The organism is Anabaena sp. 54, assembly GCF_017355725.1.
GTDB lineage: Bacteria > Cyanobacteriota > Cyanobacteriia > Cyanobacteriales > Nostocaceae > Dolichospermum > Dolichospermum heterosporum.
Genome location: NZ_JAAVWA010000021.1, coordinates 1 through 26854 on the forward strand (window position 1 = coordinate 1; position 26854 = coordinate 26854).

Genomic DNA, 26854 nt, shown 5'->3' on the forward strand with positions numbered 1-26854 from the left:
TGAATTGCCTCCATGTTTTTCTCCCTTGCTGTCGCTTTGGTCGAAAAACTGTCGTTAATTCACGCGCCATTCATCCCCCACGCTGCCCTTCGGGTCAGTCGTGGGGCTTCTGTCGGTTAAGCTAAATCCTTTATTTCCTTGGGAACTCCCGCTGTTAAAACCTCATTTCCATCTGCGGTAACTAATACATCATCTTCAATGCGAATCCCAATCCCTACCCAACGGGGGTCAATTTCCGGTTGGTCTTCGGCGGGTTTGGTATGCGGTACAATATAAAGCCCTGGTTCTACGGTTAGCACTTGTCCAGGTTGTAAGGTTTGGGGGTTTTCTCCATGTTGATAAACGCCCACATCATGAACATCTAAGCCTAACCAATGACTGGTGCGGTGCATATAAAAGGGTTTATATTTTTCCTCTGCGATTAATTTGTCAATTTCTCCTTTGAGTAAACCCAGTTCAACTAATCCTTCTGTCAATATCCGCACGGCTGCATTATGAGGTGCATGGAAGGAATTACCCGGTCTTACTTCTGCTATTGCCTGTTTTTGTGCTGCTAATACTATTTCATATAATGCTTTTTGTTCTGGTGTGAATTTACCGCTGACGGGAAACGTGCGGGTAATATCAGAATTGTAATAACCATAAGCGCAACCAGCATCAATCAAGAGTAAATCATTGGCTTGCATTTGACAGTTGTTTTCTATGTAATGCAGTACGCAAGCATTCTTACCTGATGCGACTATGGAAGGATAAGCTGGACCCATGCCACCCCGTAAACGGAAAATATGTTCTATTTCGGCTTGGATTTCATATTCATAACGTCCTGGTGCGGTGGTTTTTAAAGCATAATTATGAGCTTCTACGGCAATTTCTACGGCTTGACGCATTAGGTCTAATTCTGTTTTGCTTTTATATAACCGCATGGTATTAATGACAGTACCAGGATCAGTAATGGATGTGGGTCCTGTACCGCGTTTAGGATAGGTTCGGAGTAAACTTTGATAATGTTTGAGAATTTTGTCGTTGAAATTGCGATCGCGTCCTAAATGATAATAAATACAATTGGCTTTTTCTAAATATTGGGGTAACTTCTCATCTAACTCCGCAATGGGGTAAGCTGCGTCTGCACCATAAAACTCCTTCGCTGCATCTATTCCACAACGATAACCACTCCAAACTTCCTTTTCTCGGTCTTTGGGTTGGACAAATAAGATAAACCGATGTTCTGGATGATGTGGTGCTAATACTGCGACTGCTTGGGCTTCATTAAAGCCAGTTAAGTAAAAGAAATCACTATCTTGACGATAAATATACTCGACATCGTTGTGCATTACTGCTGTTGGCGCACTTCTAAAAATCGCTGTACCACTGCCTATTTTCGCCATTAACTGCTCACGACGTTGCCGATATTCTGTTTGCATAGTTGATTTATTGATAGTGTTGTTTTTGGCTTTAACAATTCTAGACTACTGAGAAATGTTATCAGAAAAATTGTTAATTTTAGTTATTTTAACCAATTTTTAATTTCCTTGACAATCCATGAGGACTTTTAGGGATGAGATTGTCAACAAAACAGGATTTCATTTTTAAATTATGACATTGATAAACAGAAAATAAAATATTTTTTGATTGTTTAGATATTACTTTAAAAATTAAAAGTTAGTGTTAATGAACATTATGAAAATGTCTATAAATAATGACATTCAATCAAAACAATTAAACAAATGTTTGTTGTTTACAGAATCTTCATGAAAATCAACTTAAAAATGGATATTAATTACTCATAAAAACAAGTCATGCCTGATCAATTATCTTTAGATACAAGAAATTACGGTTTACAAGCTCAAAATAAAATCGAGCAAGCATCACCTCTTGAAGATTTAAATCCTTCATCTTTTAGCGGTAGAAGTTCTTCTGGATCTGCGAATGCAGATCCATTAGTTCCAACAAATCCATTAGCTCAAATCCCCATTGGCGGCAGTGCTAACCCTAATCCTAATCCTTATTTAACCAGTGCAGCCATTGTTCCTGATTTTAATGGTGATGGGAAAACTGATAAACTTTGGGTGAATGCTCAAACTGGTGAAATTTTAGTTCGCTTGATGAATGGAACTCAAGTTTTAGAACAGGCTTCTTTGGGTAGCTATGACTTAAATACCTGGGAATACAAAACTGCTGATTTTAATAGCGATAATAAGACTGATTTCTTATTACGGAATAAATCAACTGGTGATAATGTGATTGTGCTAATGGATGGCGCAAAAGTTTCCAGTTACTTGACTTTAGATCGAGTTGATCCAGGTTGGAGTGCGAATATTGGCGATTTTAATGGCGATCGCAAAACTGATATTTTCTGGAATAATGCCACTACTGGTGAAAATGCTATTTGGCAAATGGATGGCACAAAAGTAGCTAATGCGACTGTTTTAGAAACTACAGCACCAGGATTGACTGCTACCATTGTTGATTTTGATGGTAATGGTAAGAGTGACATCTTCTGGCGCAATTCCAGCACAGGTGCAAATACCGCTTGGTTTATGGATGGTAGCCAAGCCACTAAGTATGATCTCCAATCTCAAGATGCTTCTTGGACTTCTACTCTTGGTGATTTTAACGGCGACTTCAAGACTGACGTTCTGTGGCGCAATACCTCTACAGGCGAGAATAAGATTTGGACAATGAATGGCGTTTTTGTGACTGAAGGTGTTGTTAGCACATTGGGTACAGATTGGAGTGCGAGAATTGGCGATTTCAATGGCGATGGTAAAACTGACATCTTCTGGCACAATGCGACTAGTGGGGCAAATACTGCTTGGTTAATGGATGGTACAGCGGTAAGTTCTGAAGCTTTCCTACCTAGCAATACTCCTGGTTTGACAGCATCTTTAGGTGATTTCAATGGTGATGGTAAGACTGATATCTACTGGCGTGATCAACAAACGTCCGCAGATAAAATCTGGACTATGGATGGAACTCTAGCGACTGAAACTCCTGTTGCTGATACAGAGAAGTTGACTCCAGAATGGTATACAGGTTGATTTGGTAATTGATCTATGATCAATTTATATTAGGCGATCGCTCTTTTGATTTTACGAATAAGATCCCCGACTTCTTAGAGAAGTCGGGGATCTTATTGATCATCGCTTTTTTGTTGCTGTTGAAGCTAATTACCCATTCTTTCGCTAAGATTGTGTGGGTATTCTCATGATTAGTGATTAGGTGAATGATCGAAGTTGAGCATCTGAGTAAAATTTATGGTTCGACAACAGCAATTACTGATGTTACCTTTAGTGTTGAACCAGGGGAAATTTTAGGTTTTTTGGGACCGAATGGGGCTGGTAAAACCACAACTATGCGAATTTTAGCTGGTTATTTACCAGCTACAAGTGGGACAGCCAAGATTGCGGGTTATGATGTTCATGATCATTCTCTGTTGGTGCGACAGCGAATTGGTTATTTACCAGAAACGCCCCCATTATATCCAGAGATGACTGTGGAGGGTTTTTTACACTTTGTCGCTCGGATTAAGGGAGTTTCTTCAGGCGATCGCCCGACAAAGGTAACAGCAGCTATTAACCGTTGTAACTTAGAAGATAAGCGCAAAGTTATTATTCGTAAACTTTCTAAAGGTTATCGGCAAAGAGTGGGAATTGCCCAGGCGATCGTTCATGATCCACCAGCTATTATTCTTGATGAACCTACCATTGGTCTTGACCCTCGGCAAATCATCGAAGTGCGAAACTTAATTAAAAGTTTAGCAGGAACACACACCATTATTTTGTCTACCCATATTCTCCCAGAAGTGAGCATGACCTGTAGCCGAGTTGCCATTATTAACAGGGGGCAAATAGTCGCAACTAATACCCCAGAAAATTTGATGACACAGTTAACAGGTGGGGCGGGATATGAGTTAGAAATCGGTGGAGATGCAGCTTTAGCTAGACAAATGCTGCAAAATATAGCCGATGTAAGTTCAGTAGAATTAATGCCTAACCATCAGCAATCGTCAGACAATCATACTTGCCTCCGGGTAATATTGCAGCCAGGAACAGAACCAGGAAAAGAAATTACTGCTGCTTTAATTCGGGCTGGGTTTGATTTATATGAAATGCGACGAATCAATGCCACGCTAGAAGATGTTTTCTTAGAATTAACTACAGCAGAAAAGAATTTACCAACGGAAATAACCCCAGAAATTGAAGAAGGAGAGGCTGCGTAAATGGGTATAGTTATCGCCAACATTATTGCCATTTATCGTCGAGAACTACAGAGTTATTTTGTTTCGCCATTAGCCTATGGAGTAGCTAGTGCATTTTGGTTTTTAGCCGGGTTATTTTTCGTGATGATTTTGTTAGGACCAGAGGGAATTTTAGTCACAGTTTCTAGCTATGATTTACAAGGGCAACAAATGGGAGTTTCCGCCCCAACAATAGATGTTCCCTACGAATTTGTGCGGGCATTTTTAGATAGAATGGGGTGGTTAATGTTATTTGTATTACCGATTCTCTCAATGGGACTCTATGCCGAAGAACGCAAACGGGGAACTTTAGAACTACTAGCCACATCGCCGATTACCAACTGGGCTGTAGCTGTGGGTAAATTATTAGGGGTATTGACATTTTTCTTAACCATGATTTTACCATTAATGGGATTGGAGGCGATCGCATTATCCAATTCTAATCCTCCCATATCCCCCATAATTCCTATACTTGGTCATTTAGGATTACTCCTCCTAGCAGCAGCAATTTTATCTTTAGGAATGTTTATTTCCTCATTAACAGACAGCACAATCTTATCGGCTGTCCTCACCTTTGCCCTCGTCATTTTGCTATTATTTATTGATTTAATTGCCAAAGCCATTCCCGGACAAATGGGTGAAGCAGTGAGTCATTTATCCCTTCTCAAACATTATAACACCCTGATTCAAGGCATTTTTGATACTAGCAGCTTGATTTTATTTGCCAGTTACATTGTCTTAGGTATTTTTCTCACCGCCCAATCAATTGATGCACTCCGGTTTCAACGTCAGTAATTGTCAGTTGTCAGTTGTCAGTTGTCTGTTGTCTGTTGTCTGTTGTCTGTTGTCATCAGTAAAACTCCTCCCCCTACTCCCCTACTCCCCCTACTCCCCCTACTCCCCCCACTCCCCTACTCCCCCACTCCCCCCACTCCCCCCACTCCCCCACTCCCCCCACTCCCCCACTCCCCCCACTCCCCCCACTCTCCCCGCCCCCTACTATAAAGAATGAATAAAAATAAACTTTGGCAACTTGTATTTTGGCTAGGACCATTCTTTTTAACTTCCGGCTTAACCATTGGTTTAATATCAGAAAAATGGGGAATAATCCCTTTATTATTAACAATACTAGGTTTAATAATTTGTAGCCTCTGGATAATAATCCAAAGCCAACAAAGTAAATGGTGGCAAAAACGTTCCACCCAATCGGGTACTAACGCCCTTGTCGCCACCTTATCAGTATTAGTTATCTTAGGATTAATTAACTTTTTAGGTATTCGCTATCACCTGCGCCTAGATTTAACAGATAGTCAATTATTTACCCTATCCCCTCAATCAAGAGAATTAGTCAGTAACTTACCCGAAACCATAAAAGTTTGGTTATTTAGTAAAGACCAAAATCTCCAAGATCGAGAATTATTAGATAACTATCATCGTCAAAGTAATAAATTTAAATTTGAGTATATTGACCCTCAATTAAAGCCAGGAATAGCCGAAAAATTTGGTGTCAAAGATTATGGCGAAGTTTATCTAGAATTTCAAAACAAACGGCAATTAGTCCAGATAATTAATGAAAATGAACGTTTATCAGAAATAAAATTAACTAATAGGTTACAACAAATTACCAGTTCCACAACTGCTAAAGTTTACTTTCTTCAAGGTCATGGTGAACATCCACTTACAGCTAGTAAAGGGGCAATTTCCCAAGCAATTAAAGCATTAACCGATAAAAACTTTACCACATCAGCTTTGAATTTAGCAGAACAGCCGCAAGTTCCTGATGATGCTACTGTTATAGTTGTCGCTGGACCTAAAAAAGAATTATTGATAGGGGAAGTTACAGCTTTACAAAATTATCTCAATCGTGGTGGTAACTTATTATTGATGATTGATCCCAATACTGACCCGAAAATAGGCACTATTTTAAAAGATTGGGGTATACGCTTAGATAATCGTTTGGCTATTGATACTTCTGGCGAAAATTTACAACTAGGACCCGCTGCTATTCTGGTTACAGAATATGGACAACATCCTATTACTAAAGATTTTGCTAAAAATATTTCTGTATATCCCTTAACTCGTTCTTTGGAAATTGATCCTGTTTCTGGTATCGAGTCTATGGCTTTATTAAAAACTAAACCCTATCCCAACAGTTGGGCAGAAAGTGATCAAAAAAGTGAAAAATTAGAGTTTAATGAAGGTCAAGATTTAAAAGGACCTTTAACTTTAGGAGTAGCATTAACTAGAAAGTTATCAAATGCAATTCCCACAACTTTACCAACACCAATTCCCACAACTTCACCAACACCAATTCCCACAACTTCACCAATTCCAATTCCCACAACTTCACCAATTCCAATTCCCACAACTTCACCAATTCCAATTCCCACAACTTCACCAATTCCAATTCCCACAACTTCACCAATTCCAATTCCCACAACTTCACCAATTCCAATTCCCACAACTTCACCAATTCCAATTCCCACAACTTCACCAATTCCAATTCCCACAACTTCACCAATTCCAATTCCCACAACTTCACCAATTCCAATTCCCACAACTTCACCAACACCAATTCCCACAACTTCACCAATTCCAATTCCCACAACTTCACCAACACCAATTCCCACAACTTCACCAACACCAATTCCCACAACTTCACCAATTCCAACTTCCATAAATTCTCAACCTACTGCTAAAGAATCCAGATTAGTAATATTTGGAAACTCAAATTTTGCTGTTGATGGTTTATTTGAACAACAATTAAATGGAGATGTATTTTTAAACTCAGTTAGTTGGCTAAGTCAACAAGATCAACAACTTCTCTCAATTCGTCCTAAAGAACCGAAAAATCGCCGCATTGTTATATCAACTCTTCAAGCTAACTGGTTAACAATAATTGCTGTGTTTGTATTACCTTTAATTGGATTAACCACAGGATTTATTATTTGGTGGAAACGCCGATGAAAAATAAATTAGTAATTCATGATGCTAAATTCAAGCATTGGCTTTGTTTTCAAAATCCTGATGAAATTATCAAAGCTGATAGTATTGATCAAGTTGTTCCTAAATTGCAACTTGTAAATGATTTAATCGCCAAACATCAAATGTATGCAGCGGGTTTCATTAGTTATGAAGCTTCCACAGCTTTTGATTCCGTCCTAGAAACCCATTCTTCTGGTTCATTTCCCTTACTTTGGTTTGGATTATATAAAAAAACAGAAATTATTGAATTACCAAAACCAACCTTACCGACAGAATATCAACTCAATTGGAAACCTTCAGTTAGTGAAGCCGAATATCATCAAGCCATTAGTAAAATCAAAGAATATATTGCTTTGGGGGAAACATATCAAGTTAATTATACCTTACGACTAAATGCACCCTTTAATGGCGATACTTGGGAATTATTTCTCAAATTAGTGCAAGCGCAAAACGCCGACTATGGGGCTTATGTTGACATTGATAACTTTGCTATTTGTTCCGCTTCCCCCGAACTATTTTTTGATCTTGACGGTAATAATTTAACCTCTCGTCCCATGAAAGGAACAGCAGCTAGAGGTTTAACATTAGCAACCGATCATAATATTGCTAATCAACTACATTTTTCTGAAAAAAACCGCGCTGAAAATGTGATGATTGTGGATATGATTCGCAATGACATGGGAAGAATAGCTGATATTAATACTGTCAAAGTTCCCCATTTATTCAATGTTGAAAAATATCCCACAGTTTGGCAAATGACATCCACAGTCACAGCCAAAACTACAGCTTCCCTAAGTGAAATTATGAGGGCGTTGTTTCCCTGTGCGTCTATTACTGGCGCACCTAAAGCCCGGACTATGCAAATTATTCAGAAGTTGGAAAATACACCACGCCGCATTTATACTGGATGTATTGGATTTATTAGTCCCCACCGTCAAGCGCAATTTAATGTGGCTATTCGGACTGTATTAATTGATAAGGAAAATAGTCAAGCTGAGTATGGAGTCGGAGGAGGAATTGTTTGGGATTCTGTAAGTAGTGATGAATATCAAGAATGTCAAATTAAAGCCCAAGTTCTCACCTTAAATCAACCAGATTTTTCACTTTTAGAAACGATATTATGGCAACCTGATCATGGCTATTTTGTTTTAGATTATCATTTACAAAGGTTGCAGTCTTCAGCAATTTACTTTAATTTTAATGTTGATATCAATAGTTTGAAAAAACAACTTGATGAATTAACAAAAACATTTTTAAGTCAAGCTTATAAAGTGCGGTTGTTATTAGATTATTATGGTGACATTACATATCAAACTATACCTTTATCTCCTGTGAATAATCAGGAATTTGTTAAACTAAGTATGTGTTGCACAGCCATTGACTCTAATAATCCATTTTTGTATCATAAAACGACTAATCGCCAAGTTTATGAAACAGCGAAAGCTGCTTTTCCTGATTGTGATGATGTTTTATTATGGAATGAAAGAGGTGAAATCACAGAAACTTGTATTGGTAATATTGTGGTAGAGTTGAATGGAGAATTATTGACACCTTCGGTAAAATGCGGTTTGTTAGCAGGTACTTTTCGCGCTGATTTACTTGAAAAAGGAAAAATCAGAGAAGAAATTATTGCAGTTGAACAGTTACAATATATCAATCGCATTTATATAATTAACTCAGTGCAAAAATGGCGAGAAGCGGTTTTAATTTCTAACTAATTAGATAATTTAGTAATATTCAACATGAAATTACCAAAAACGACTTTAATTTTAATACTTTTAGCCTTGGGATTAGGTAGTTTTGTCTACTTTCATGAAATCAAAGGTAAAAATCAGCAAACAGAAATAAAACCCCAAAAACAGAAAATTTTTGCTTTTAATGCTGATGATGTGCAATCTTTAACAATTAATTTTAAGGAAACAATATTACAAATAGAGAAAAGAAATACAACTGAAAAACCCCAATGGGAAATAAAATCTCCCATATCAACACTAGCAAATGATGCAATTGTTTCTTATTTAATGGATTTATTAGTTGAGGGCAAAAGTGAAAGAACAGTATCAGTTTCACCCACTGAATTATCAGAATTTGGTCTGGATAAACCTGTAGCTACTATTGATGTTAAACTAAAAAATAAACAAAGCCATCAATTGATTTTAGGTAAAGGTGATTTTAATAATCAATTTTTATATGCTCAAGCTGATGGTAACAAAAATATGAATTTATTGTTAGTGTCTAAAGATTTTGTGAATGCAGTTAATCGAGATATATCTGAATGGAAACAACCAGCGGAAAAGATTGATGTACAGCCATTACCTAGTCTTCCTTCCCCAACTTCTCCAAATAAATAATGTAGAGACGTTCTATGTAACGTCTCTACAAAAATTATCTCGTTCCCAGTCTCTGGCTGGGAATGTCACTACAGAGGCTCTGCCTCTACTGTTATTGAAGGCAGAGCCTTCTAGAATTCATTCCCATACAGAGTATGGGAACGAGAAACGAGAAACGAGAATGGGAACGAGAAAACGAGAAACGAGAAAATTTACCTAACATCTAACCTTTAAAAACTCCAATGACAAAACAAACAGCAACTTTATTAATTTCTTGTCCAGATCAACGGGGATTGGTGGCAAAATTTGCCAATTTTATCTATGCTAATGGTGGCAATATTACTCATGCAGATCAACATACAGATTTTGAAGCTGGACTATTTCTAACTCGCATAGAGTGGCAATTAAAAGGGTTTAATTTACCCAAAGATGTAATTACTCCTGCTTTTAATGCGATCGCTCAACCTTTAAATGCAAAATGGGAATTACACTTTTCTGATACTCTTCCCCGCATTGCTATTTGGGTAAGTCGTCAAGATCATTGTTTATTTGATTTAATTTGGAGACATCGTGCTAAAGAATTTCATGCAGAGATTCCTTTAATTATGAGTAATCACCCTGACTTACAACCGATAGTTGAACAATTCGGTATTGATTACCATTACTTACCAATTACTAAAGAAAATAAACAAGAACAGGAAGCTAAACAACTAGAATTACTGCATGAATACAAAATTGATTTAGTTGTCTTGGCAAAATATATGCAAATAGTTAGTGCAGATTTCATTGAGAAATTCCCGCAAATTATTAATATTCATCATTCATTTTTACCTGCATTTATTGGGGCTAATCCCTATCATCGCGCCTTTGAAAGAGGTGTGAAAATTATTGGAGCAACAGCCCATTATGCCACTGCTGACTTAGATGCAGGACCAATTATTGAACAGGATGTGGTGCGGGTAAGTCATCGAGATGAGGTGAATGATTTAATTAGAAAAGGTAAAGATTTAGAAAGAATTGTGTTAGCAAGAGCGGTAAGATTGCATTTACAAAATCGCGTTTTAGTTTATGGCAATAGAACTGTAGTTTTTGAGTAAATTTATTTAATCTGAATTGATCATTTTAGCTATCGTTTCCATCATCAAAAAAAGCCGATGAGAATAATCAGGAAAGCAAATGAATTGATAATGCTCATAAAAAGAACGGGCTTTATCATCTTTGGCATCAACAACTACCGCAATTGTCGCAATTTCATTTTGCAAACTACGATATAGGGCATCCATTAACAACATTTCCCCTAAACCTTTTTGACGATGATTTTGATCAACTGCTAATCTACCTAAAAGAGTAGCGGGAAGTTGAGGATATTTTGGTAGTTTTTTAGTAATTTCTATCGGCAATTCTCCGATTTGAATACTTGTTGATGATAGTGTGTAATAACCTGCGACGAAACCAGAACTTTTTTCTACTAAAACAAATGGGGCTGCTATGCGTTTACGTGCATCTTGCCCAGCTTGTTTTTGGAAATATTTATCTAATTGATCAACTCCACAACAAAAAGCCGCCCGGTTATGCTTTTTTCCTAGCGGCTCTATTAAATAATTCTCAAAAGCATCAAAATTATCTGTTAACTGCACTTATACACCCATATTCTTTTTATAGCGTTGAGCCGCAAGCCGTAACTTGTTACTGGGTTCTGGCGGATTAAGCAGTGCTTCTACAAAAACTTCTTGGTCTTTTCTGCTTAAAACCATGATTTCATTTTCCTGAATAATCTGGTTTGCAGCACTGACAAGACTGCTAACTACAAAATCTGTAAGTGTTCGCCCTTGAATATCAGCCGCCCGTTGGAACAGTTCCTTATTCTGTGGACTGATACGGGCTTCTAATCTTTCTGATTTGGAACTCAAGGATTTTTCTGGGCTATTTCTAGCCACTGAGTGAGTCATGATACTTTCTACACAATAAATATGATGTGTAAATCTTTAGTGTACGGCAAATCTCCTAACAAATAATAGTGTACTGATTTATTCAACAAATGTCAACTATCCCCAGTCTCCAGACTTTCCACCTGTCTTACTGACTAAATGAATCGCCTCAATTTGAATAGACTTTTCTAACGCTTTAGCCATATCATATAAAGTTAAAGCGGCAATAGATACCGCTGTTAAAGCTTCCATTTCCACACCTGTTTCTGCTTTGGTTTTGACAGTGGCATCAATTTGATAACCAGGTAGTTGGGCATCGGGGATAATCTCAACGGTAATTTTTTGCAACTGTAAGGGGTGACAGAGAGGAATTAAATTCGCTGTCTGTTTAGCAGCCATGATTCCCGCTAACCTAGCAGTTGCTAAAACGTCCCCTTTGGGAGTGTTTCCGGCTTGAATAGCGGCGAATGTCTCAGGTAACATTCGCACCTTACCAGTGGCTACTGCTTGGCGAACAGTGGCGACTTTGCTGGATACATCAACCATTTGGGCTTGTCCCTGGGCATCCAAATGGGTTAGTGGAAAAGAATTTGGAAAATTAGCTTGCGTCATTGGGAAAGTATGTGCTATTATGAAATTCATGAGTCAAGGGTGTGTAGCTCAGTGGACTAGAGCACGTGGCTACGAACCACGGTGTCGGGGGTTCGAATCCCTCCTCGCCCATTATCTGATTTTAAATGCACAAGTTCCTTTTTTGGAGTTTGTGCATTTTTGATAATTATCAGTGCAGGATATGGAAGGGCGCAGGCCCTGCGCCCCTACGGTTATTTGACGGCGTAGATATCTTCTGTGCGACCAAGGGCAAAACGCAGAGATTGAGGAATATTGCGGCTAGACTGGGTGAGGAAGATGATCATGGCAATGACTGTTAAACCTGTAGTCAAACCAAACATATTTCGATAACCAAGTGTTTCGGCAAATGTACCAAAAATTGGCCCTGCGATCGCTAAACCGATATCAAATCCCATTAAGGAAGCACCAAATATTCTCCCGCGTTCGTGGGGTAAAGCCCTATCTGTCATCAATACAGAAATCATGGGGATAAGTGTACCAGAAGCAGCACCTTCCATGAATGCTCCCAATAAGAACATGAAAGAGTTATTTGCTTGCCAAATGCAGATGACAGAGAATGTATAAGCTATCAAACTCATGGTGACAAATAAACCCCTTCCATATCTATCAGAAGCTTTACCAGTAAATAATCTACAACTAAAACTGGAGACAGCCGCCGCAGTAAAAAATAAACCTGGATTTAAATCAACTCCGGTTGATTTAATAAATAGGGAGATGAAAGTATGCAAACTACCTAAAGTCAAACCACTCAGGAGTAAGACGATAGCGGGAATCCGCACCCGATGACTAGTTAATATTTGCCAAAAGTTATCATTTTTACTGTTAGTTGGTTTGGTGGCAATTGGTGGATTAATAATGGGGATGATACATAATAAACCCAAGGAACATAAAGCCGCAGATGAGAGAAATAATGGGGTATAACCAGCACTTGCTTGTAAAAACCCACCTATAGCCGGACCTATTCCCACACCTAAAGGATTCACCAAACTCATGTAACCAACGACTTCACCGCGACGGTGTTCTGGTGCTAAATCGCTGACTAGGGCAATGTAAGCTGTGGCAAAAGCGGCGATACTAATGCCATGAAAGGCACGAATTACCATGAGGGGAATAATTGATTTTACACATAAATATCCCAAAGGAGCGATCGCTGCTGCGGACATTCCAATCAATAATACTATTTTACGACCCCGAATATCTGCTAAAGTACCCATTGACGGGCGACATAGCAACATCCCAATGGCAAAGCTACCCATGACAATGCCAATTTCCTGTTTGCTTGCACCAATATGTTCAATATATAAGGGTAGGGTAGGCAATAATGAAGCCAAACCTGACCAGAAAAACAGACCCGCTGCAAATAACATGAGCAGGTTTTTTCGCAGATTAGCGTCAAAAGTATCAAAGGCTTTCACGGCAGATGCAATAATGTAAAAAGTATTATTTCTCTATTGTTACGTTACTTAACATTTTTTGCCACAACTTCTCGCACCCGATAGATTGGTCGTCCTTGAGATTCATGATAAGTTCGCATCAGTAATTCTGCCAAAAGACCGAAGCAAAATAACTGGACTCCTGTTACTAACAGCAACACTGCCAAAATCAACAAAGGACGGCTACCAATATCTACATGAAAAGCCAATTTGACGAAAGTTAAATATATACCTATTCCCCCACCAGCAATCATGGAAATCAATCCCAACAAGCCAAAAACGTGCATGGGACGGGTGAGAAACTTCTTCATAAATAGAATAGTTAATAAATCCATCAATACCCGGAAAGTCCGTGATATCCCATACTTACTTTGTCCAAACCGCCGCGCATGATGACGCACAGGTACTTCTGTAATTCTTGCCCCTTCGATATATGCCAAAGCAGGTAAAAAGCGGTGTAGTTCTCCATAAAGATTCATATCTGCCACCAATTCAGACCGATAGGCTTTCAGAGAACAACCATAATCATGAATATAGACGCTTGTAGCCCCACGAATTAACCAATTGGCAATTTTAGAAGGAAGCAACCGATTGACCGCCCCATCTTGGCGATTTTGCCGCCAACCACTAACTAAATCATAACCCTCATCTAGCTTGGCTAATAACATCGGAATATCAGCGGGGTCATTTTGCAAATCAGCGTCTAAAGTCACAATTACTTTAGCTGTAGCATAATTAAAACCCGCAGACATAGCCGCAGTTTGTCCATAATTACGTCGCAAAATCACCACTTTTAAATCAGTGCGAATTTGCGCTTGTTCCTTGAGAAATTCCGCTGTACCATCACTAGAACCATCATCTACACAAATAATTTCATAATTCAATTCACTAGCGGTGAGAGTCGCAGAAATGGCTTCTAGTAATAAGGGTAAACTTTCGACCTCATCTTTAATTGGGACAACTACGGATACATCTAAACTTGGTGATTGGTAATTGGTCATAAGGATATTAAGTAGTCTTGATTTAATTAGAGACAAAAATGTGGTTCATTCATAACTTTTCACAACTCTCCCAGCGCCGCGTAACTGTTGATAATAAGCCTGACTAACTTTGTTTCCCTGTTCCGAAAGTTGGTCAATACCAATACCGTTGCGTCCTTGTTCTTTTCCTGAACTGTGAATATAGCAATTATTACCCAAATATAATCCTACATGAGTAGCTTTTTCAGGAGTTCCAAAAAAGATTAAATCCCCTGGTTGTAATTCAGTAATATCAATTGCTTGGGTAAAAGCTTCTTGTTGATAAGCGTCTCTCGGTAGCCACACACCCACAGATTTAAATGCTGCTTGCATTAAACCCGAACAATCATAATTAGGTGCGACTGTGCCACCCCAAAGGTAATAATTATCTTCTGCTTTTGCTGCTTGGGTAAAAGCGATAACTGTGGGTATGTGCTGTTGAATTTCTGCGGTTGAGATGAATTGAGGTTGATATATTGTTTCTGTTGGTTGAAGAAATTGCAAATCTTGAAGTGATAACCATCCTGGATAGTCATCTTCACATAAACATACTGCAACTGCTGTATCTGGATGATTTGATGTTATTTGTAAATGTCGTCCGGTGGCGGCTTGGGTAGCTAAACGGATACATTTAGGGGAATCATAGATATTTAGGTTGGTGTTACAGAAATATTCTGCTGTTGGGGAATGGGGAATTATTAGGTTTATTGACATAAGTAAGTAGGTTGGCGTTGAAAATTGTCGTTATGGCAAGAGGCAAGAGGCAAGAGGCAAGAGTGAAGAGGGTTTGGGCGATTTTACGTTTCTTTACACAGTTTGGTTTTATTGTGTTCACCTACTTACGCCACGCTATGTCTGGTGCCTCCAGCATACTACGTGAACGCTATCAGGATTTAAGGATGAACAGGTTTCACATGATAGTATAAATCGCTTTTTATGGTAACACTTTCTTTAATAAATCCCGATGTAAAAAAGCCTCATTTACTAAGGATTGAATTTTATGAGGTGACAAAGCCACACCATTATTATAATAATCAATCCAAATTTTACTGATTAAATCTACATCATCTGGTAAATCCTTTAAATCCCAACCAGGTATTTCTAAATCTTCCATTAATCGGTTGACTTTGGGATCATAACTTAATGCAAAACAACGAGAACCTTCACTTGCTGCCATAATTAAACTATGGAGACGCATTCCTATGGACATTTCCACACCGCGAAATACACCTTTTAAAATTTGTGGATCTTCGGAACAAATAACTCTACTCACATCTGGTAATTGAGTATGAATTTTTTCCGCAATTCCTAGATCTTCACTTTTTTGAAATGGTAATAATAAAATAAAAGCTTGGGTTTCCTTCTGCAAATTAACTAAAGCTTGAGTTAAATTTGTTAACCGCTTTTCTGTCAATTGAGGATGATTTCTTAAAGTAACTGCAATTCTGGGTTTTGGTAAATCTACTAATTCCGGGACTGGCTTCGATTCCAATGCCCAAACCGGGTCAGGGGCAAGGATATGGGGTATACTCCAATCTGATAATAACCGAGAACTGGAGCGATCGCGCACACTCACTTGAGTACAACCTGCAAAATTCCCCTTTGCTAACCAACGAGTTTGGAAATGCAACAAAGGACCTATACCCTGTCCCCAAGCCACAGTTTTCAAACCCATAACTTGAGCTAAAGCCATCAATCCCCCATAATAAAAAGGGCTAATCAGACTGGTAGCATCTTGAATTAAACTACCACCACCCCAAACAAAAGCATCACAAGAACGCAAAGCCTTTAAGACTGAGAAAATCGCCATGCGGTTGTAACATTCCACACCATAATGCCGATGAGTTTCTTCAGGATTTCCAGAAAGCACCACAGGAGTAACATCAAGTGGTAGCATTTGCAGAAGTGTGGCTAACAAAGCTTCATCACCACCATTACCCTTACCGTAATACCCAGACAATAAAACCCGCATTTTCCCCATTTTAAATTTTAGATTTTAGATTAATTATGCACGCCCTTTCGATTCCCACCTGGATAATTCATATTTCTAGCGTCATTGAGTGGATAGCCGCAATTTGGCTAATTTGGATATACGGTGAACTTACAGAAAATCGGAGTTGGTGGGGATTATCCTTTGCCATGTTACCAGCTTTAATTAGCGCAATGTGTGCTTGTACTTGGCATTATTTCGACAATTCCGAATCATTAGAATGGTTAGTCACCCTACAAGCTACCATGACATTAGTTGGTAACTTTACTCTCTGGGCAGCAGCTTATCTAATTTGGCGTTCTACCAAGTCTACAAGCCCCATTGAGACACAATCTATCAAATCAGAACAATGATATCAAAAGAAACCCTCTTTGCCCTCTCTCTGTTTCCCTATCTGGGTTTCTTGTGGTTTATCAGCCGCAGTCCACAAATGCCACGTTTAGCCCTATATGGATTTTACGGCACATTGGTATTTGTCGCCATCACCATCCCCGCCGCCATTTACGCCAAAGTCCAGTACGGAGAACAACTAGCCAACGTAGACTGGTTACATGGCAGCGCAGAAGTCTTTTTAACCCTTGCTAACATCTTACTAGTCTTAGGTTTTCGCCAAGCAGTACAAGAATTAAAAAGCAAAAATTAAACTCAGTCTTTCTTCTTTGCGCCTTTGCGCCTTTGCGTGAGAAAAAAATTATTGTTTATCAGGAAAAAAATAAATGGAAGTCATCCCCGCAATTGATTTACTAGAAGGTCGCTGTGTGCGACTATATAAAGGAGACTACGAGCGATCGCAAGTATTCAGCGAAAACCCCGTTGAAGTAGCGAAAATGTGGGCAGACCAAGGCGCGACAAGACTACATTTAGTTGATTTAGACGGCGCAAAAGCTGGGAAAATCGTCAACTTAGCAGCTATTGAAGCCATTAGAAATAATCTTGATATACCCATTGAAGTTGGGGGCGGATTGCGCGATCGCTCCAGTGTTGTACAATTATTTAATCTGGGAGTAAATTGGGCAATTCTCGGCACTGTCGCCGTCGAACAACCTCAATTAGTCCAAGAACTCTGTCAAGAATTTCCCCAACAAATTATTATTGGCATAGATGCCCGTAACGGCTTAGTCGCAACTCGCGGTTGGTTAGAAACGTCAACATTATTAGCCACCCAACTAGCAGTACAAATGCAAGAACTAGGTGCAGCAGCCATCATTTACACTGATATCAACCGTGACGGCACATTAGAAGGACCTAATTTAGACGCATTACGAGAACTCGCAGCAGCAATTTCCATACCCGTAATTGCTTCCGGTGGTGTAAGTTCCGTCACCGATTTATTAAGTTTATTAGCCTTAGAACCCCAAGGTGTCACAGGTGTGATAGTCGGTAAAGCCTTGTATACGGGTGATATTCTCCTCAAAGAAGGATTACAAGCTATTGGACCGGGAAGACTGCAAGATATACCACCAGATTTCGGTATTTCTAGCATTGCTTAAAATGAATTAGCAATATAGAGAAACCTGTAGGGGCGCAGGGTCTGCGTCCTTGATTGTATTGATTATTGCTAGTATTGTATTAGGATTATATTTACTCAATAAATTAGTAGTTTTATGCCAAGAAAAGACCAGGGTTGGGTGACATTTCAAACATCTGAAGAAGAACGCAAGATATTAGAAGAATTTTGTCAAAACTCCCAGCGGACTAAAACAGAGATTTTGCGAGAATTAGTCCGGGGACTTAAACAATATTCAGCACCGTCCATATCATCATCAACTTCACTAGAACAAGCAGAAACAAAAAATATTGAATTTGAAATTGTTAGTCCCAAAAAAGCATTAAAAGTTAGTTCTCGTAATGTTTTAAAAGGAATTGTAAAACGAGTAACTACAGGCAGTATAAATACTGAAATAACTTTAGAAATCGTTCAGAAAGTTGAATTAACTTCCATGATTACTAGAGTTTCCGCTGAAGAATTAGAATTATCTGAAGGTACAGAAGCCTATGCTGTGATTAAATCTAATGATATTGTGATTGCTAAAGATTAGAAATACTTAACTTAGATTCCCGACTTCTTAAAGAAGTCGGGAATCTTTTTGTTTACTAAGCTTCGATTTTTACACCTTTCCAGAAAGCAACATAACCTTCTATATTTTTAGCCTTTTCCTTGGTGCTAGGATAGTACCAAGCTGCATCTTTGTTAACTTGTCCATTAACTTCAACACTGTAGTAACTAGCAACCCCTTTCCAAGGACAAGTGGTATGAGTGCTGCTGTCTGTAAAGTATTCCTTATTAATAGTGTCAACCGGGAAATAATGATTTCCTTCCACAACTACAGTATTATCGCTTTCGGCTAGAATAGCACCATTCCAAATTGCTTTCATGATTTGAGTCTGAAAAAAGTTAATAATTCATATTGTTACATTTAAAATGATAATTTACTAACGTGATACAGTGAATTCTAGTAATTTTTTTCAAAATACCACCTGTCAATCTCGAAATAAGTTTTATTATTTATAGTAGATTTATGAAACCAGAGGATTTTGCCACAACGGTGACTGATGATTGGGATGTCTTCTTGCCCAAAAACCATAAAAATCAACCCATAGACAATCAAGCATACCGCATTTTTGAACCCCAATGGCAACCAGTAATATTATCCTGGTTTGGACGCGAAGATGTACCCAAAGAGTCAAAAGAGGCATTTATTCAAGCTTTGGTCAATTTTGAAGATGGCTGTGTACCATATCAGGGTAAGGGTTTTTATGGTTATCGCGCCTATTTTTTAGCAGCAGCAGCGATCGCTCAATTCCCAGAATCGGCAAAAGCTGATAACATAGTTCAACAACTGGTTAATTGGAAATTAGATTATTATTGTTTCAATAGCATTGAACAGCAAGTCACTGTAGGACTTCAAGAAACCGACAGAACCAAAGCCATAGATACTTTAGTCCAATCAATCAACACATTACAACAAAATTTTACCCTTTTTCTCGCCATTACCAGCTTAGAAACAATCGGATCTGGTAGTGAAAAATCCATTTCCGCTTTAACCCAACTATTGAATACGTCACAGGATAAAGACATCCGTAGACGAGTAGTTAAAAGCTTAGGAAAAGTAGGCTATGGTAATGAACAAGCTATTTCCGCCTTAGTAAAAATTATAACTACATCAGATAATAATGATATCCGTAGGCAAGCGACTGAAAGCTTAGGAGAAATAGGCTATGGTAATGAACAAGCTATTTCCGCCTTAGTGCAGATTTTAGATACAGCACAAAATGATGCTATTTATTGGCAACTAGCTGAAAGCTTAGGTAAAATAGGCATTGGCAATGAAAAAGCCATTTCTGCTCTAGTACAATTACTAGATAAATCAGGCAATAAATATATAAGTGGATTAGGAAAAATAGACAATAACCACGAAAAAGCCGTTATTCTCCAAGCTGCTACAACCCCATACCAAATAGAAACTGATCACGAAAAAGCCATTGCCGATTTAATCCAAATCTTAAATGTATCAGAGAATGAAGAAGCGATTAGTCAAGCACTTTATACATTAGGAGAAATAGGCAAAGGTGATGCAAAAGCTGTTTCTGCTTTAGGGCAACTCTTAGATACATCACAGAATGAGCATATCCTCGTGCAAGTAGCCGAAAGCTTAGGAAATATACATCCTGGTAACGAAAAAGCCATCTCCGCTTTATTGCAACTTATAAATACATCAGAAAATGATGAAATTATTGTCTATGCACTAGAAAGCTTAGGCAATATAGGCATGAATAATGAAAAAGCCATTGCCGCTTTAGTGCAACTTCTGGATAAATCACAGAATGAGTACACCCATAAACTAGCAGCTAAAAGCCTAGGAAAGATAGTCACTAGCAATAAAGATATATTCTTGGTGGTGCAAGCTTTACGTCGCTATAAACTAGATAGTGAAGACTATGATTTGATTTGGAATTGCGCCCAAAATATGTCCTATCCAGAATTTTATCAAGCTTGGCATCATTCTTGATTTATCAAAAATATTTTCCATTTTTCTGTTTGCTGGGTTATATTTTCACACCCATAATTTTTGCTATCTTGTCTACTTCTACTAACCCTTGACGTTCTAATTCATAAGCAATAAATGGAGCTTTCCTTTTTAAAGAGTCGAAACTAGAATTATCTTCATAGTAAGTTTTTAGCCATTCTAATCTTCCGTCAATACACTTGTCATAATCATTTAATTCCAAGCGATTAATTGTTGATATTACTCTTTCTTTGAGCGGATATAAAAGTTCAGGATTAGGCTTGATAATAAGAGAAGGAAAATCTAGAATAAAACTATTTACAGGTAATTCAAAAGGGTCTATAACATCTAATTTTGTTCCTTTTTTGTGATTTAAAGTTAAACAAGCAAGACGAAAATTATGCCATTCATAAGCTAATTCAGGTTTAGCAGATTTAGGAAGAAAATGGTCAACCGTTGGATTACCTTCTGGACGGGAAATCCATTGAGCAGAATAGGCACAAATTTTATTATAAGATTTGTATAAATCATTTAACGATTCTCGCCAATAGGTAGCGTTTTTATTTTCGTAATCTTTATTTGTAGGATTAGGAAATTTACTTAAGAAAGCCAAACCTGGTTTTCTAACTTTCTCGTCAAAATCATCAGGTTCAGGCTGGGGTTTAATAGGAATCACAAATCTACTCCATGCTGTTCTGCAAAATAAACCCACCTTGGCCAAAATCTATCATCTTCTGATAAATACCTTGCCAAATCATTTGATACTCTTGCCACATCTTCCGAATTGGGATTATCTGATAATTGTAAAACTTTCGCTGCTTCTATAGCTTTTTCTGCTTCCAAAGAACGAGCATGACGCAATTTGAAAACATCAGACATTAACCAAGAATCTACCACACCTTGACGGATAAAAGGAAGTTCTTCAATTTGGACTTCATTCCCTAATGAATCGCTTTTCACCAGTTCTAAACTAAATAGCTTATCAACTGTTTGATCAAATCTAGGTTCTACAGATGCCATTACTAAAGGAGAATGAGTAGCAACCATAATTTGCACTTGTAAATCAGATGCTAAATCATCTCTCACATCTAACAAAGCAGGTAAAATAGCCCTTTGCCATTGGGGGTGAAGATGTGCTTCTAATTCATCTACTAAAATAACCATTCTCTTCTGTGGTTCTATGCGGATAAGTTTTGATTGTATTTTATGTTCTTCATAAGCCCAAACTATCAAATAAGCCATTGTAATTATCCGCTGTACTCCTGCCGAAGCATGAATAATGGGAACAGTTCCATAAGGATGTTCTATGGTGGGAATTTCTCTAGCATCATAAGGAAGTCTGACAGGTTCTCCCGGTTTCAAAATTCCTAAATCACCTTCTTCGGGAGGTGATAAACGTGCTAATACTTTTTCTAAGGTATTAAATGGATATTTATCTGGTCTACTTTGCCATTGAATCCAATCTTGTAATAATCCATTAATAAAAGTATTGCCATTTTCATCTTTTTGACCATTCCATAACTCATCTTTTGTAAAGACAAAAGGAAGTGGTTTTTTCTCAATATTTCTAATCCGTGAAGAAGATGATAAATATTGTTTTGCTGTGTCCCATACGGCAAAAGAACCATCTACTCTGGCATAAATTAAAAGACCTGGAATAGTTGAGCGATTTTTAATTTCATTCCATCTTTGAAGTTGCCAATCATAAGAAATACTCTCTGTATCAGATTCAGAATCTCCAGAAATTTTAAATGTAATTACAGGTTCATCTTCACTTGCAGTTTGCATTGGATATGCTGGTAAATTTGCCCACTGTCCAGTTAAAGCCCACCAAGCACATTCTAGTAAAAAAGTTTTACCCAGTCCATTATCACCTGTAATTAGGCTCAGTCTTTCTGCTGGTTCAAAACAAAGTTTTTTTGCAGCCCCTACACCTTGTATTTCTAAATAAGTTAAAGTACCTTCTTCCGGTAGAATATCTGGAGGTTTGCCAATAACAGTTTTTAATTCTTCCCAAGACACTACTTCGTCTTGAAAAAGTTGGTTTATATTGATATTTTCAGGTATAGAAATATCAAATAATTGATTAATTTCTTGTTCATTTAATAAAAATTCATTTTTGAAATTTTGAATAATATCTTCTGGTGTTGTTTCAGATGACCATTCTTTTTCACAATATATCCAGACAGCTAAATGAAAAGCAGGAATCAGTTGATTATCATACTGAGACAAACAGGATTTTAAAATTTCAATATAGTTATCTTTCCAGCCCCATCTGTCTTCATTTATGTTATTGATTAATGATTCTCTAAATATTGGTGTATGGATATCTTTATAAATCTCTCTATAAACATCTTCTATTATATAATTTACATATCTGTTAAGTTTTATCCATCTATTTTTACTTTTTGATAAACGGAAACATCTATAAGAAAATGTTGAGTCCTTATAGAGTTTATAGTTTTTTTCTAAAAAATCTTTAATTTCCGAATATAGAGATACTTCAACAGTATTACCTACTGGTAATTGTAATTGCTTGAATTTCAAAAAAGTAATTCCCCAAAAAGAATCTACCTTTTCCAAATATTTAAGAGACTCTCTAATCTGGTCAATACTAATAAACATGAGTTTATCCGGTTCACTTTTTTAAGTTAATCTGAAGAAATTACAGGTTAAATCCTTTCACAAGATAGCAAAATACAAAACTCTGGGTAATTTTTAAAACTAGCTTAACTAGTTTATGACAAAAAACTTCCAACAAAGACAATTTACCAAAACTAACGCAAAAACTCTCTAAAACTCTTCTTTCTTCGCTACCTTCGCTCCTTCGTGGTTCGTTCATCCAATATCTTATCATCACGAAGACAAAAAAAGCATATATCTACGCCAAGTTGGTTATTCATTACTTCATTATACTCAAACAACTTAGTTTTACCAAAATTACTCAAACCAATCTTCACCTCCTGGTAATTGTGATAAATAATTATCAATCATCTTTGCTAACTCTTTAGGTTGATATTCATAAGTTAATAACAAAAGGTTTTCAGCAAAATCAATTAATTCTTTTCCTTGTAATCTTTGAGAAACTTGACTTGGTTTTAACGTTCCGCCAAAAATCTCCGCACTAGCGGGACGAATTGCCATTTCTAAAGCTTCTGCTAAATATTCACCCCATGCATCAGATTTAATATAATAAGATTTTTGATTATCTTTAATATTCAATTTGGCAATTTGAATCACAGAATCAGAAATTGAAGCAATCCAAGAATTAGTTAAACGCTGTTCAATTTGATTTTTAATCAGATGAATAACCAACCTCACTAAAAAAGCTTCTATTTTTCGCAAAGTTCCCTGTTTGCTCATCTCCTCCAAATCATCAAGAATTTCCAAGGCATCATCATAACGCCCTTCTAATATAGTTTGTCTTAACTCCATTAATTCTTGCGTCATAGTTATTTTATTCTACCTAGTTGCAGACATTAGTTGATCTTGTAGTTTTGATGTTCTATAATAACCCAAATTGCTAGATATCTAGCTAAGACTGGGAATGGGTAATAGGTAATCAGTCATAAAATCCCTATTTTTATCCTGTTCATCCTTTAATCCTGGATATCCTGATTCTGACATTTTCCTATCTATAAATTCTAGCGTTCCCTCTACCAATTCCCCAACGTGCGTTAAAATTCTAATATCTTCATCACAAACCAGACACGCAGCAGCCATCTACCATGCTTCAGTACCCACACCTAGAAAAAGCTTTAAAACATCATTTTGGTTATGATCAATTTCGCCCTGGACAACGGCAAATTATCGAAGATGCACTAGAGAATCGTGATTTAATGGTAATTATGCCCACCGGTGGGGGTAAATCTCTGTGCTTTCAATTACCGGCACTTTTGAAACCCGGTTTAACAGTGGTAGTCTCACCCTTGATAGCTTTAATGCAAGATCAAGTAGAAGCACTGCGAACTAATAACATTTCTGCCACATTTCTGAATAGTAGTCTTAACGCCTATAAAGTTCGCTCCCGTGAAGAAGCGATCATGAATGGTAAAATAAAATTGCTTTATGTCGCCCCAGAACGCCTTGTTAGTGACCGATTTCTCCCCCTTTTAGACGTAGTTAAGGAAAAAGTGGGGATTTCCACCTTTGCCATTGATGAAGCCCATTGTGTCTCAGAATGGGGGCATGATTTCCGCCCAGAATATCGGCAATTAAGATTACTCCGAAAACGTTATCCTGATGTGCCTACAGTTGCCCTCACTGCTACCGCCACAGATAGAGTCAAGGCTGATATTATTGAACAATTAGGATTAAGACAACCAAGTATTCATATTGCTAGTTTTAACCGCCAAAATCTTTATTATGAAGTCCGGGCTAAAAGTAACCGTGCTTACGCCGAATTATTAGAAATAGTTAGAGAAAATGAAGGTTCGGGAATTATTTATTGTTTAACTCGCAAAAAAGTTGATGAAATAACTTTAAAACTCCAAAATGATAAGATTTCTGTTTTGCCTTATCATGCTGGTTTAAGTGATGAGGAAAGATCAAAAAATCAAACTCGGTTTATTCGGGATGATGTGCGAGTAATGGTAGCCACCGTTGCCTTTGGTATGGGCATTAATAAACCTGATGTGCGGTTTGTGGTGCATTCCGATTTACCCCGAAATCTAGAGAGTTACTATCAGGAATCAGGGCGAGCCGGTAGAGATGATGAACCTTCTAAATGTACATTATTTTTCAATTATGGTGATATTAAAACTATAGAATGGAGTATTAATCAAAAAACCGATCCTCAAGAACAATTAATAGCTAAACAGCAACTAAGACAGGTAATTGATTATGCGGAAGGGACAGATTGTAGACGCACAATTCAATTAAGTTATTTCGGGGAAAGATTTCCCGGAAATTGCGGAAATTGCGATAATTGTCTTTATCCCAAACCTGTTCAAGATTGGACAATTGAAGCCATGAAATTTTTATCTTGTGTGGCTAGGTGTAAAGAAAGATTTGGAATGCTGCATATTATTGATGTTTTGCGAGGTGGAAAAAATCAAAGAATTATTGTTAATAAACATGATCAACTTTCTACCTATGGAATTGGCAAAGATAAAACAGTAGATGAATGGCGAATGTTATGTAGATCCTTATTACATCAAGGATTAATAGAACAAACGGCTGATGGTTATTCAGTTTTAAAACTAAATGCTTTAAGCTGGGAAGTCATGCGAAAACAACGCACAGTTTCCATTGCTGTTCCTACAGTCAAAAAGATGACTTGGGAAGAGGAAAATGTCAAAGCAGCAGATGTGGAAGTGCTAATGCAAAAATTGCGATCGCTTAGGAAAGAACTCGCAGACGAACAAGCAGTACCACCCTACGTCATCTTCCATGATTCTACCCTCAAATTAATGGCACAAAGCCAACCAAAAACCTTAGATGAATTTGGCAATCTTTCCGGGGTTGGTAGTCATAAATTATCTCAATATGGCGAAAGATTCTTAGCAGAAATTCAAAAATACCGCCAAGAACAAGGGTTACAAGAAAAGACTATTAATCGAGTTAGTTCCTCACCTCATTCTCACTCACCTTCTGATACAGAATTAACAACATTGGAATTATATAACCAGGGTTTGAGTATTGAAAACATCGCTAAACAACGCAACGTTAAAACTGCCACAATTATCAATCATCTCTCCAATTTAATTGAGAAAAAACAACCTGTAGATTTAAGTAAATTAGTCCCCTTAGAACGCCAAAAGAAAATCTGGAACGTCTTAGAAATTGTTGGTGATATTGCCCTCACACCCATTCGGGAAAATTTAGGTGAAAGCTACAGTTTTGACGAAATTCGTTTAGTTAGAGCAAAATGGCGCAGAGAAAAACAAAAAACCATTAAAGATGATATTGATTTTTAGTTTTTTGCAGATAAAGCCAGAGATAGCAGCTTTGGTAAAACCAAACAAATAGCCGCATTCAATATTGTTAAAAATAGACCATCAATTAAACTCATAAATAACTCTCCCTGTGATAACTACATCTTGATTTTGCATTCTAAACACCATTTTTGAATTTTTGAATGTCTTTGACATTGCATAAGTAAATTAAATACTTGCAACTTTTCTATTCCCTGTTATGTATAGCAATCCTGTCTGATTTGTGAAAATTGATGTTTTTACCGAGAATTACAGCGGTTTCCGCTCTTATGAGGGACAAAGTTGAATCATGAAACTCTTGTAGTGCAGGCATCTTGCCCGCTAGATATGTACCTCATAACACCAGGAAGTGCTGT

At 37.5% G+C, this 26854-nt stretch carries 26 protein-coding genes and 1 tRNA gene; 14 read left to right on the forward strand and 13 right to left on the reverse strand.

Annotation, left to right across the window (positions count from 1 at the left end):
- Positions 1–116: 116 nt before the first annotated feature.
- Positions 117–1421 carry an aminopeptidase P N-terminal domain-containing protein gene (locus tag HEQ36_RS17485; protein ID WP_168636306.1) on the reverse strand — a complete coding sequence of 435 codons (1305 nt, stop codon included), beginning with the start codon at positions 1419–1421 and terminating at the stop codon, positions 117–119.
- Positions 1422–1796: 375 nt separating this feature from the next.
- On the opposite strand from HEQ36_RS17485, the gene HEQ36_RS17490 reads away from it, so the two are divergent.
- From HEQ36_RS17490 to purU, 7 genes are all read left to right on the forward strand, one after another.
- Positions 1797–3038: a VCBS repeat-containing protein gene (locus HEQ36_RS17490; RefSeq protein WP_168636307.1), complete on the forward strand. Its 1242-nt coding sequence runs from the start codon at positions 1797–1799 to the stop codon at positions 3036–3038.
- 185 nt (positions 3039–3223) lie between these two features.
- Entirely contained in the window at positions 3224–4219 is a 996-nt protein-coding gene (locus HEQ36_RS17495) for an ABC transporter ATP-binding protein (protein ID WP_168636308.1), read from the forward strand.
- The gene (locus HEQ36_RS17500; RefSeq protein WP_053537835.1) at positions 4220–5032 is read left to right on the forward strand and encodes an ABC transporter permease; all 813 of its coding nucleotides are present in this window, start codon (positions 4220–4222) and stop codon (positions 5030–5032) included.
- Positions 5033–5245: 213 nt separating this feature from the next.
- Positions 5246–7204 carry a Gldg family protein gene (locus tag HEQ36_RS17505; protein WP_290708156.1) on the forward strand — a complete coding sequence of 653 codons (1959 nt, stop codon included), beginning with the start codon at positions 5246–5248 and terminating at the stop codon, positions 7202–7204.
- Entirely contained in the window at positions 7201–8940 is a 1740-nt protein-coding gene (pabB, locus tag HEQ36_RS17510) for an aminodeoxychorismate synthase component I (protein WP_168636310.1), read from the forward strand. Before HEQ36_RS17505 ends, pabB begins: the two co-directional genes overlap by 4 nt.
- 24 nt (positions 8941–8964) lie before the next feature.
- On the forward strand, positions 8965–9573 hold the full coding sequence (locus tag HEQ36_RS17515; RefSeq protein ID WP_290708158.1) for a DUF4340 domain-containing protein: 609 nt from the start codon (positions 8965–8967) through the stop codon (positions 9571–9573).
- A gap of 221 nt (positions 9574–9794) precedes the next feature.
- Positions 9795–10649, forward strand: coding sequence for a formyltetrahydrofolate deformylase (gene purU, locus HEQ36_RS17520; RefSeq protein ID WP_027403777.1), 855 nt, complete (start codon positions 9795–9797; stop codon positions 10647–10649).
- A gap of 6 nt (positions 10650–10655) precedes the next feature.
- Here purU and HEQ36_RS17525 read toward each other — a convergent pair whose 3' ends face one another.
- The 3 genes from HEQ36_RS17525 to moaC form a co-directional block, all read right to left on the reverse strand.
- Positions 10656–11189 (reverse strand): GNAT family N-acetyltransferase, encoded by a 534-nt coding sequence (locus tag HEQ36_RS17525; RefSeq protein ID WP_053537831.1) that lies wholly within the window; start codon positions 11187–11189, stop codon positions 10656–10658.
- Complete coding sequence (locus tag HEQ36_RS17530) at positions 11190–11501, reverse strand: DUF1778 domain-containing protein (RefSeq protein WP_039200081.1); 312 nt, start codon at positions 11499–11501, stop codon at positions 11190–11192. It abuts the gene before it with no gap.
- A gap of 96 nt (positions 11502–11597) precedes the next feature.
- A complete protein-coding gene (moaC, locus tag HEQ36_RS17535) occupies positions 11598–12092 on the reverse strand; it encodes a cyclic pyranopterin monophosphate synthase MoaC (RefSeq protein ID WP_168636311.1) in 495 nt (164 codons plus the stop codon).
- A 37-nt stretch (positions 12093–12129) separates the two neighbouring features.
- Between moaC and HEQ36_RS17540 the strand changes: the two genes are divergently transcribed.
- A tRNA-Arg gene (locus HEQ36_RS17540) sits at positions 12130–12203 on the forward strand.
- A gap of 101 nt (positions 12204–12304) precedes the next feature.
- On the opposite strand, the gene HEQ36_RS17545 is transcribed toward HEQ36_RS17540, so the two are convergent.
- From HEQ36_RS17545 to csaB, 4 genes are all read right to left on the reverse strand, one after another.
- On the reverse strand, positions 12305–13528 hold the full coding sequence (locus HEQ36_RS17545; RefSeq protein WP_168636312.1) for an MFS transporter: 1224 nt from the start codon (positions 13526–13528) through the stop codon (positions 12305–12307).
- A 44-nt stretch (positions 13529–13572) separates the two neighbouring features.
- On the reverse strand, positions 13573–14547 hold the full coding sequence (locus tag HEQ36_RS17550; protein WP_168636313.1) for a glycosyltransferase family 2 protein: 975 nt from the start codon (positions 14545–14547) through the stop codon (positions 13573–13575).
- A 45-nt stretch (positions 14548–14592) separates the two neighbouring features.
- On the reverse strand, positions 14593–15279 hold the full coding sequence (locus HEQ36_RS17555; RefSeq protein ID WP_168636314.1) for a C40 family peptidase: 687 nt from the start codon (positions 15277–15279) through the stop codon (positions 14593–14595).
- Positions 15280–15499: 220 nt separating this feature from the next.
- Positions 15500–16546, reverse strand: coding sequence for a polysaccharide pyruvyl transferase CsaB (gene csaB / locus HEQ36_RS17560; RefSeq protein ID WP_053537824.1), 1047 nt, complete (start codon positions 16544–16546; stop codon positions 15500–15502).
- Positions 16547–16572: 26 nt separating this feature from the next.
- On the opposite strand from csaB, the gene HEQ36_RS17565 reads away from it, so the two are divergent.
- The 4 genes from HEQ36_RS17565 (at position 16573) to HEQ36_RS17580 (ending at position 18594) form a co-directional block, all read left to right on the forward strand.
- Entirely contained in the window at positions 16573–16908 is a 336-nt protein-coding gene (locus HEQ36_RS17565; protein ID WP_015083349.1) for a DUF2499 domain-containing protein, read from the forward strand.
- Positions 16905–17198 carry a DUF3593 domain-containing protein gene (locus HEQ36_RS17570; RefSeq protein WP_168636315.1) on the forward strand — a complete coding sequence of 98 codons (294 nt, stop codon included), beginning with the start codon at positions 16905–16907 and terminating at the stop codon, positions 17196–17198. The genes HEQ36_RS17565 and HEQ36_RS17570 overlap by 4 nt, the downstream gene beginning before the upstream one ends.
- Positions 17199–17271: 73 nt before the next feature.
- Complete coding sequence (gene hisA, locus HEQ36_RS17575) at positions 17272–18045, forward strand: 1-(5-phosphoribosyl)-5-[(5-phosphoribosylamino)methylideneamino]imidazole-4-carboxamide isomerase (protein ID WP_053537823.1); 774 nt, start codon at positions 17272–17274, stop codon at positions 18043–18045.
- A 114-nt stretch (positions 18046–18159) separates the two neighbouring features.
- Positions 18160–18594: a molybdopterin-binding protein gene (locus HEQ36_RS17580; RefSeq protein ID WP_168636316.1), complete on the forward strand. Its 435-nt coding sequence runs from the start codon at positions 18160–18162 to the stop codon at positions 18592–18594.
- A 55-nt stretch (positions 18595–18649) separates the two neighbouring features.
- Here HEQ36_RS17580 and HEQ36_RS17585 read toward each other — a convergent pair whose 3' ends face one another.
- Positions 18650–18934, reverse strand: coding sequence for a DUF427 domain-containing protein (locus HEQ36_RS17585; protein ID WP_168636504.1), 285 nt, complete (start codon positions 18932–18934; stop codon positions 18650–18652).
- 140 nt (positions 18935–19074) lie between these two features.
- Between HEQ36_RS17585 and HEQ36_RS17590 the strand changes: the two genes are divergently transcribed.
- The gene (locus tag HEQ36_RS17590) at positions 19075–20565 is read left to right on the forward strand and encodes a HEAT repeat domain-containing protein (protein WP_168636317.1); all 1491 of its coding nucleotides are present in this window, start codon (positions 19075–19077) and stop codon (positions 20563–20565) included.
- A gap of 37 nt (positions 20566–20602) precedes the next feature.
- On the opposite strand, the gene HEQ36_RS17595 is transcribed toward HEQ36_RS17590, so the two are convergent.
- From HEQ36_RS17595 to HEQ36_RS17610, 4 genes are all read right to left on the reverse strand, one after another.
- Positions 20603–21238: a hypothetical protein gene (locus HEQ36_RS17595; protein WP_168636318.1), complete on the reverse strand. Its 636-nt coding sequence runs from the start codon at positions 21236–21238 to the stop codon at positions 20603–20605.
- Positions 21235–23187 (reverse strand): AAA family ATPase, encoded by a 1953-nt coding sequence (locus tag HEQ36_RS17600; protein ID WP_168636319.1) that lies wholly within the window; start codon positions 23185–23187, stop codon positions 21235–21237. The genes HEQ36_RS17595 and HEQ36_RS17600 overlap by 4 nt, the downstream gene beginning before the upstream one ends.
- Before the next feature lie 315 nt (positions 23188–23502).
- The gene (locus HEQ36_RS17605) at positions 23503–24012 is read right to left on the reverse strand and encodes a DUF29 family protein (RefSeq protein WP_053537815.1); all 510 of its coding nucleotides are present in this window, start codon (positions 24010–24012) and stop codon (positions 23503–23505) included.
- 81 nt (positions 24013–24093) lie between these two features.
- Complete coding sequence (locus HEQ36_RS17610) at positions 24094–24285, reverse strand: hypothetical protein (protein WP_053537814.1); 192 nt, start codon at positions 24283–24285, stop codon at positions 24094–24096.
- A gap of 5 nt (positions 24286–24290) precedes the next feature.
- On the opposite strand from HEQ36_RS17610, the gene recQ reads away from it, so the two are divergent.
- Positions 24291–26480 (forward strand): DNA helicase RecQ, encoded by a 2190-nt coding sequence (gene recQ, locus HEQ36_RS17615; RefSeq protein WP_168636320.1) that lies wholly within the window; start codon positions 24291–24293, stop codon positions 26478–26480.
- Positions 26481–26854 lie beyond the last annotated feature (374 nt).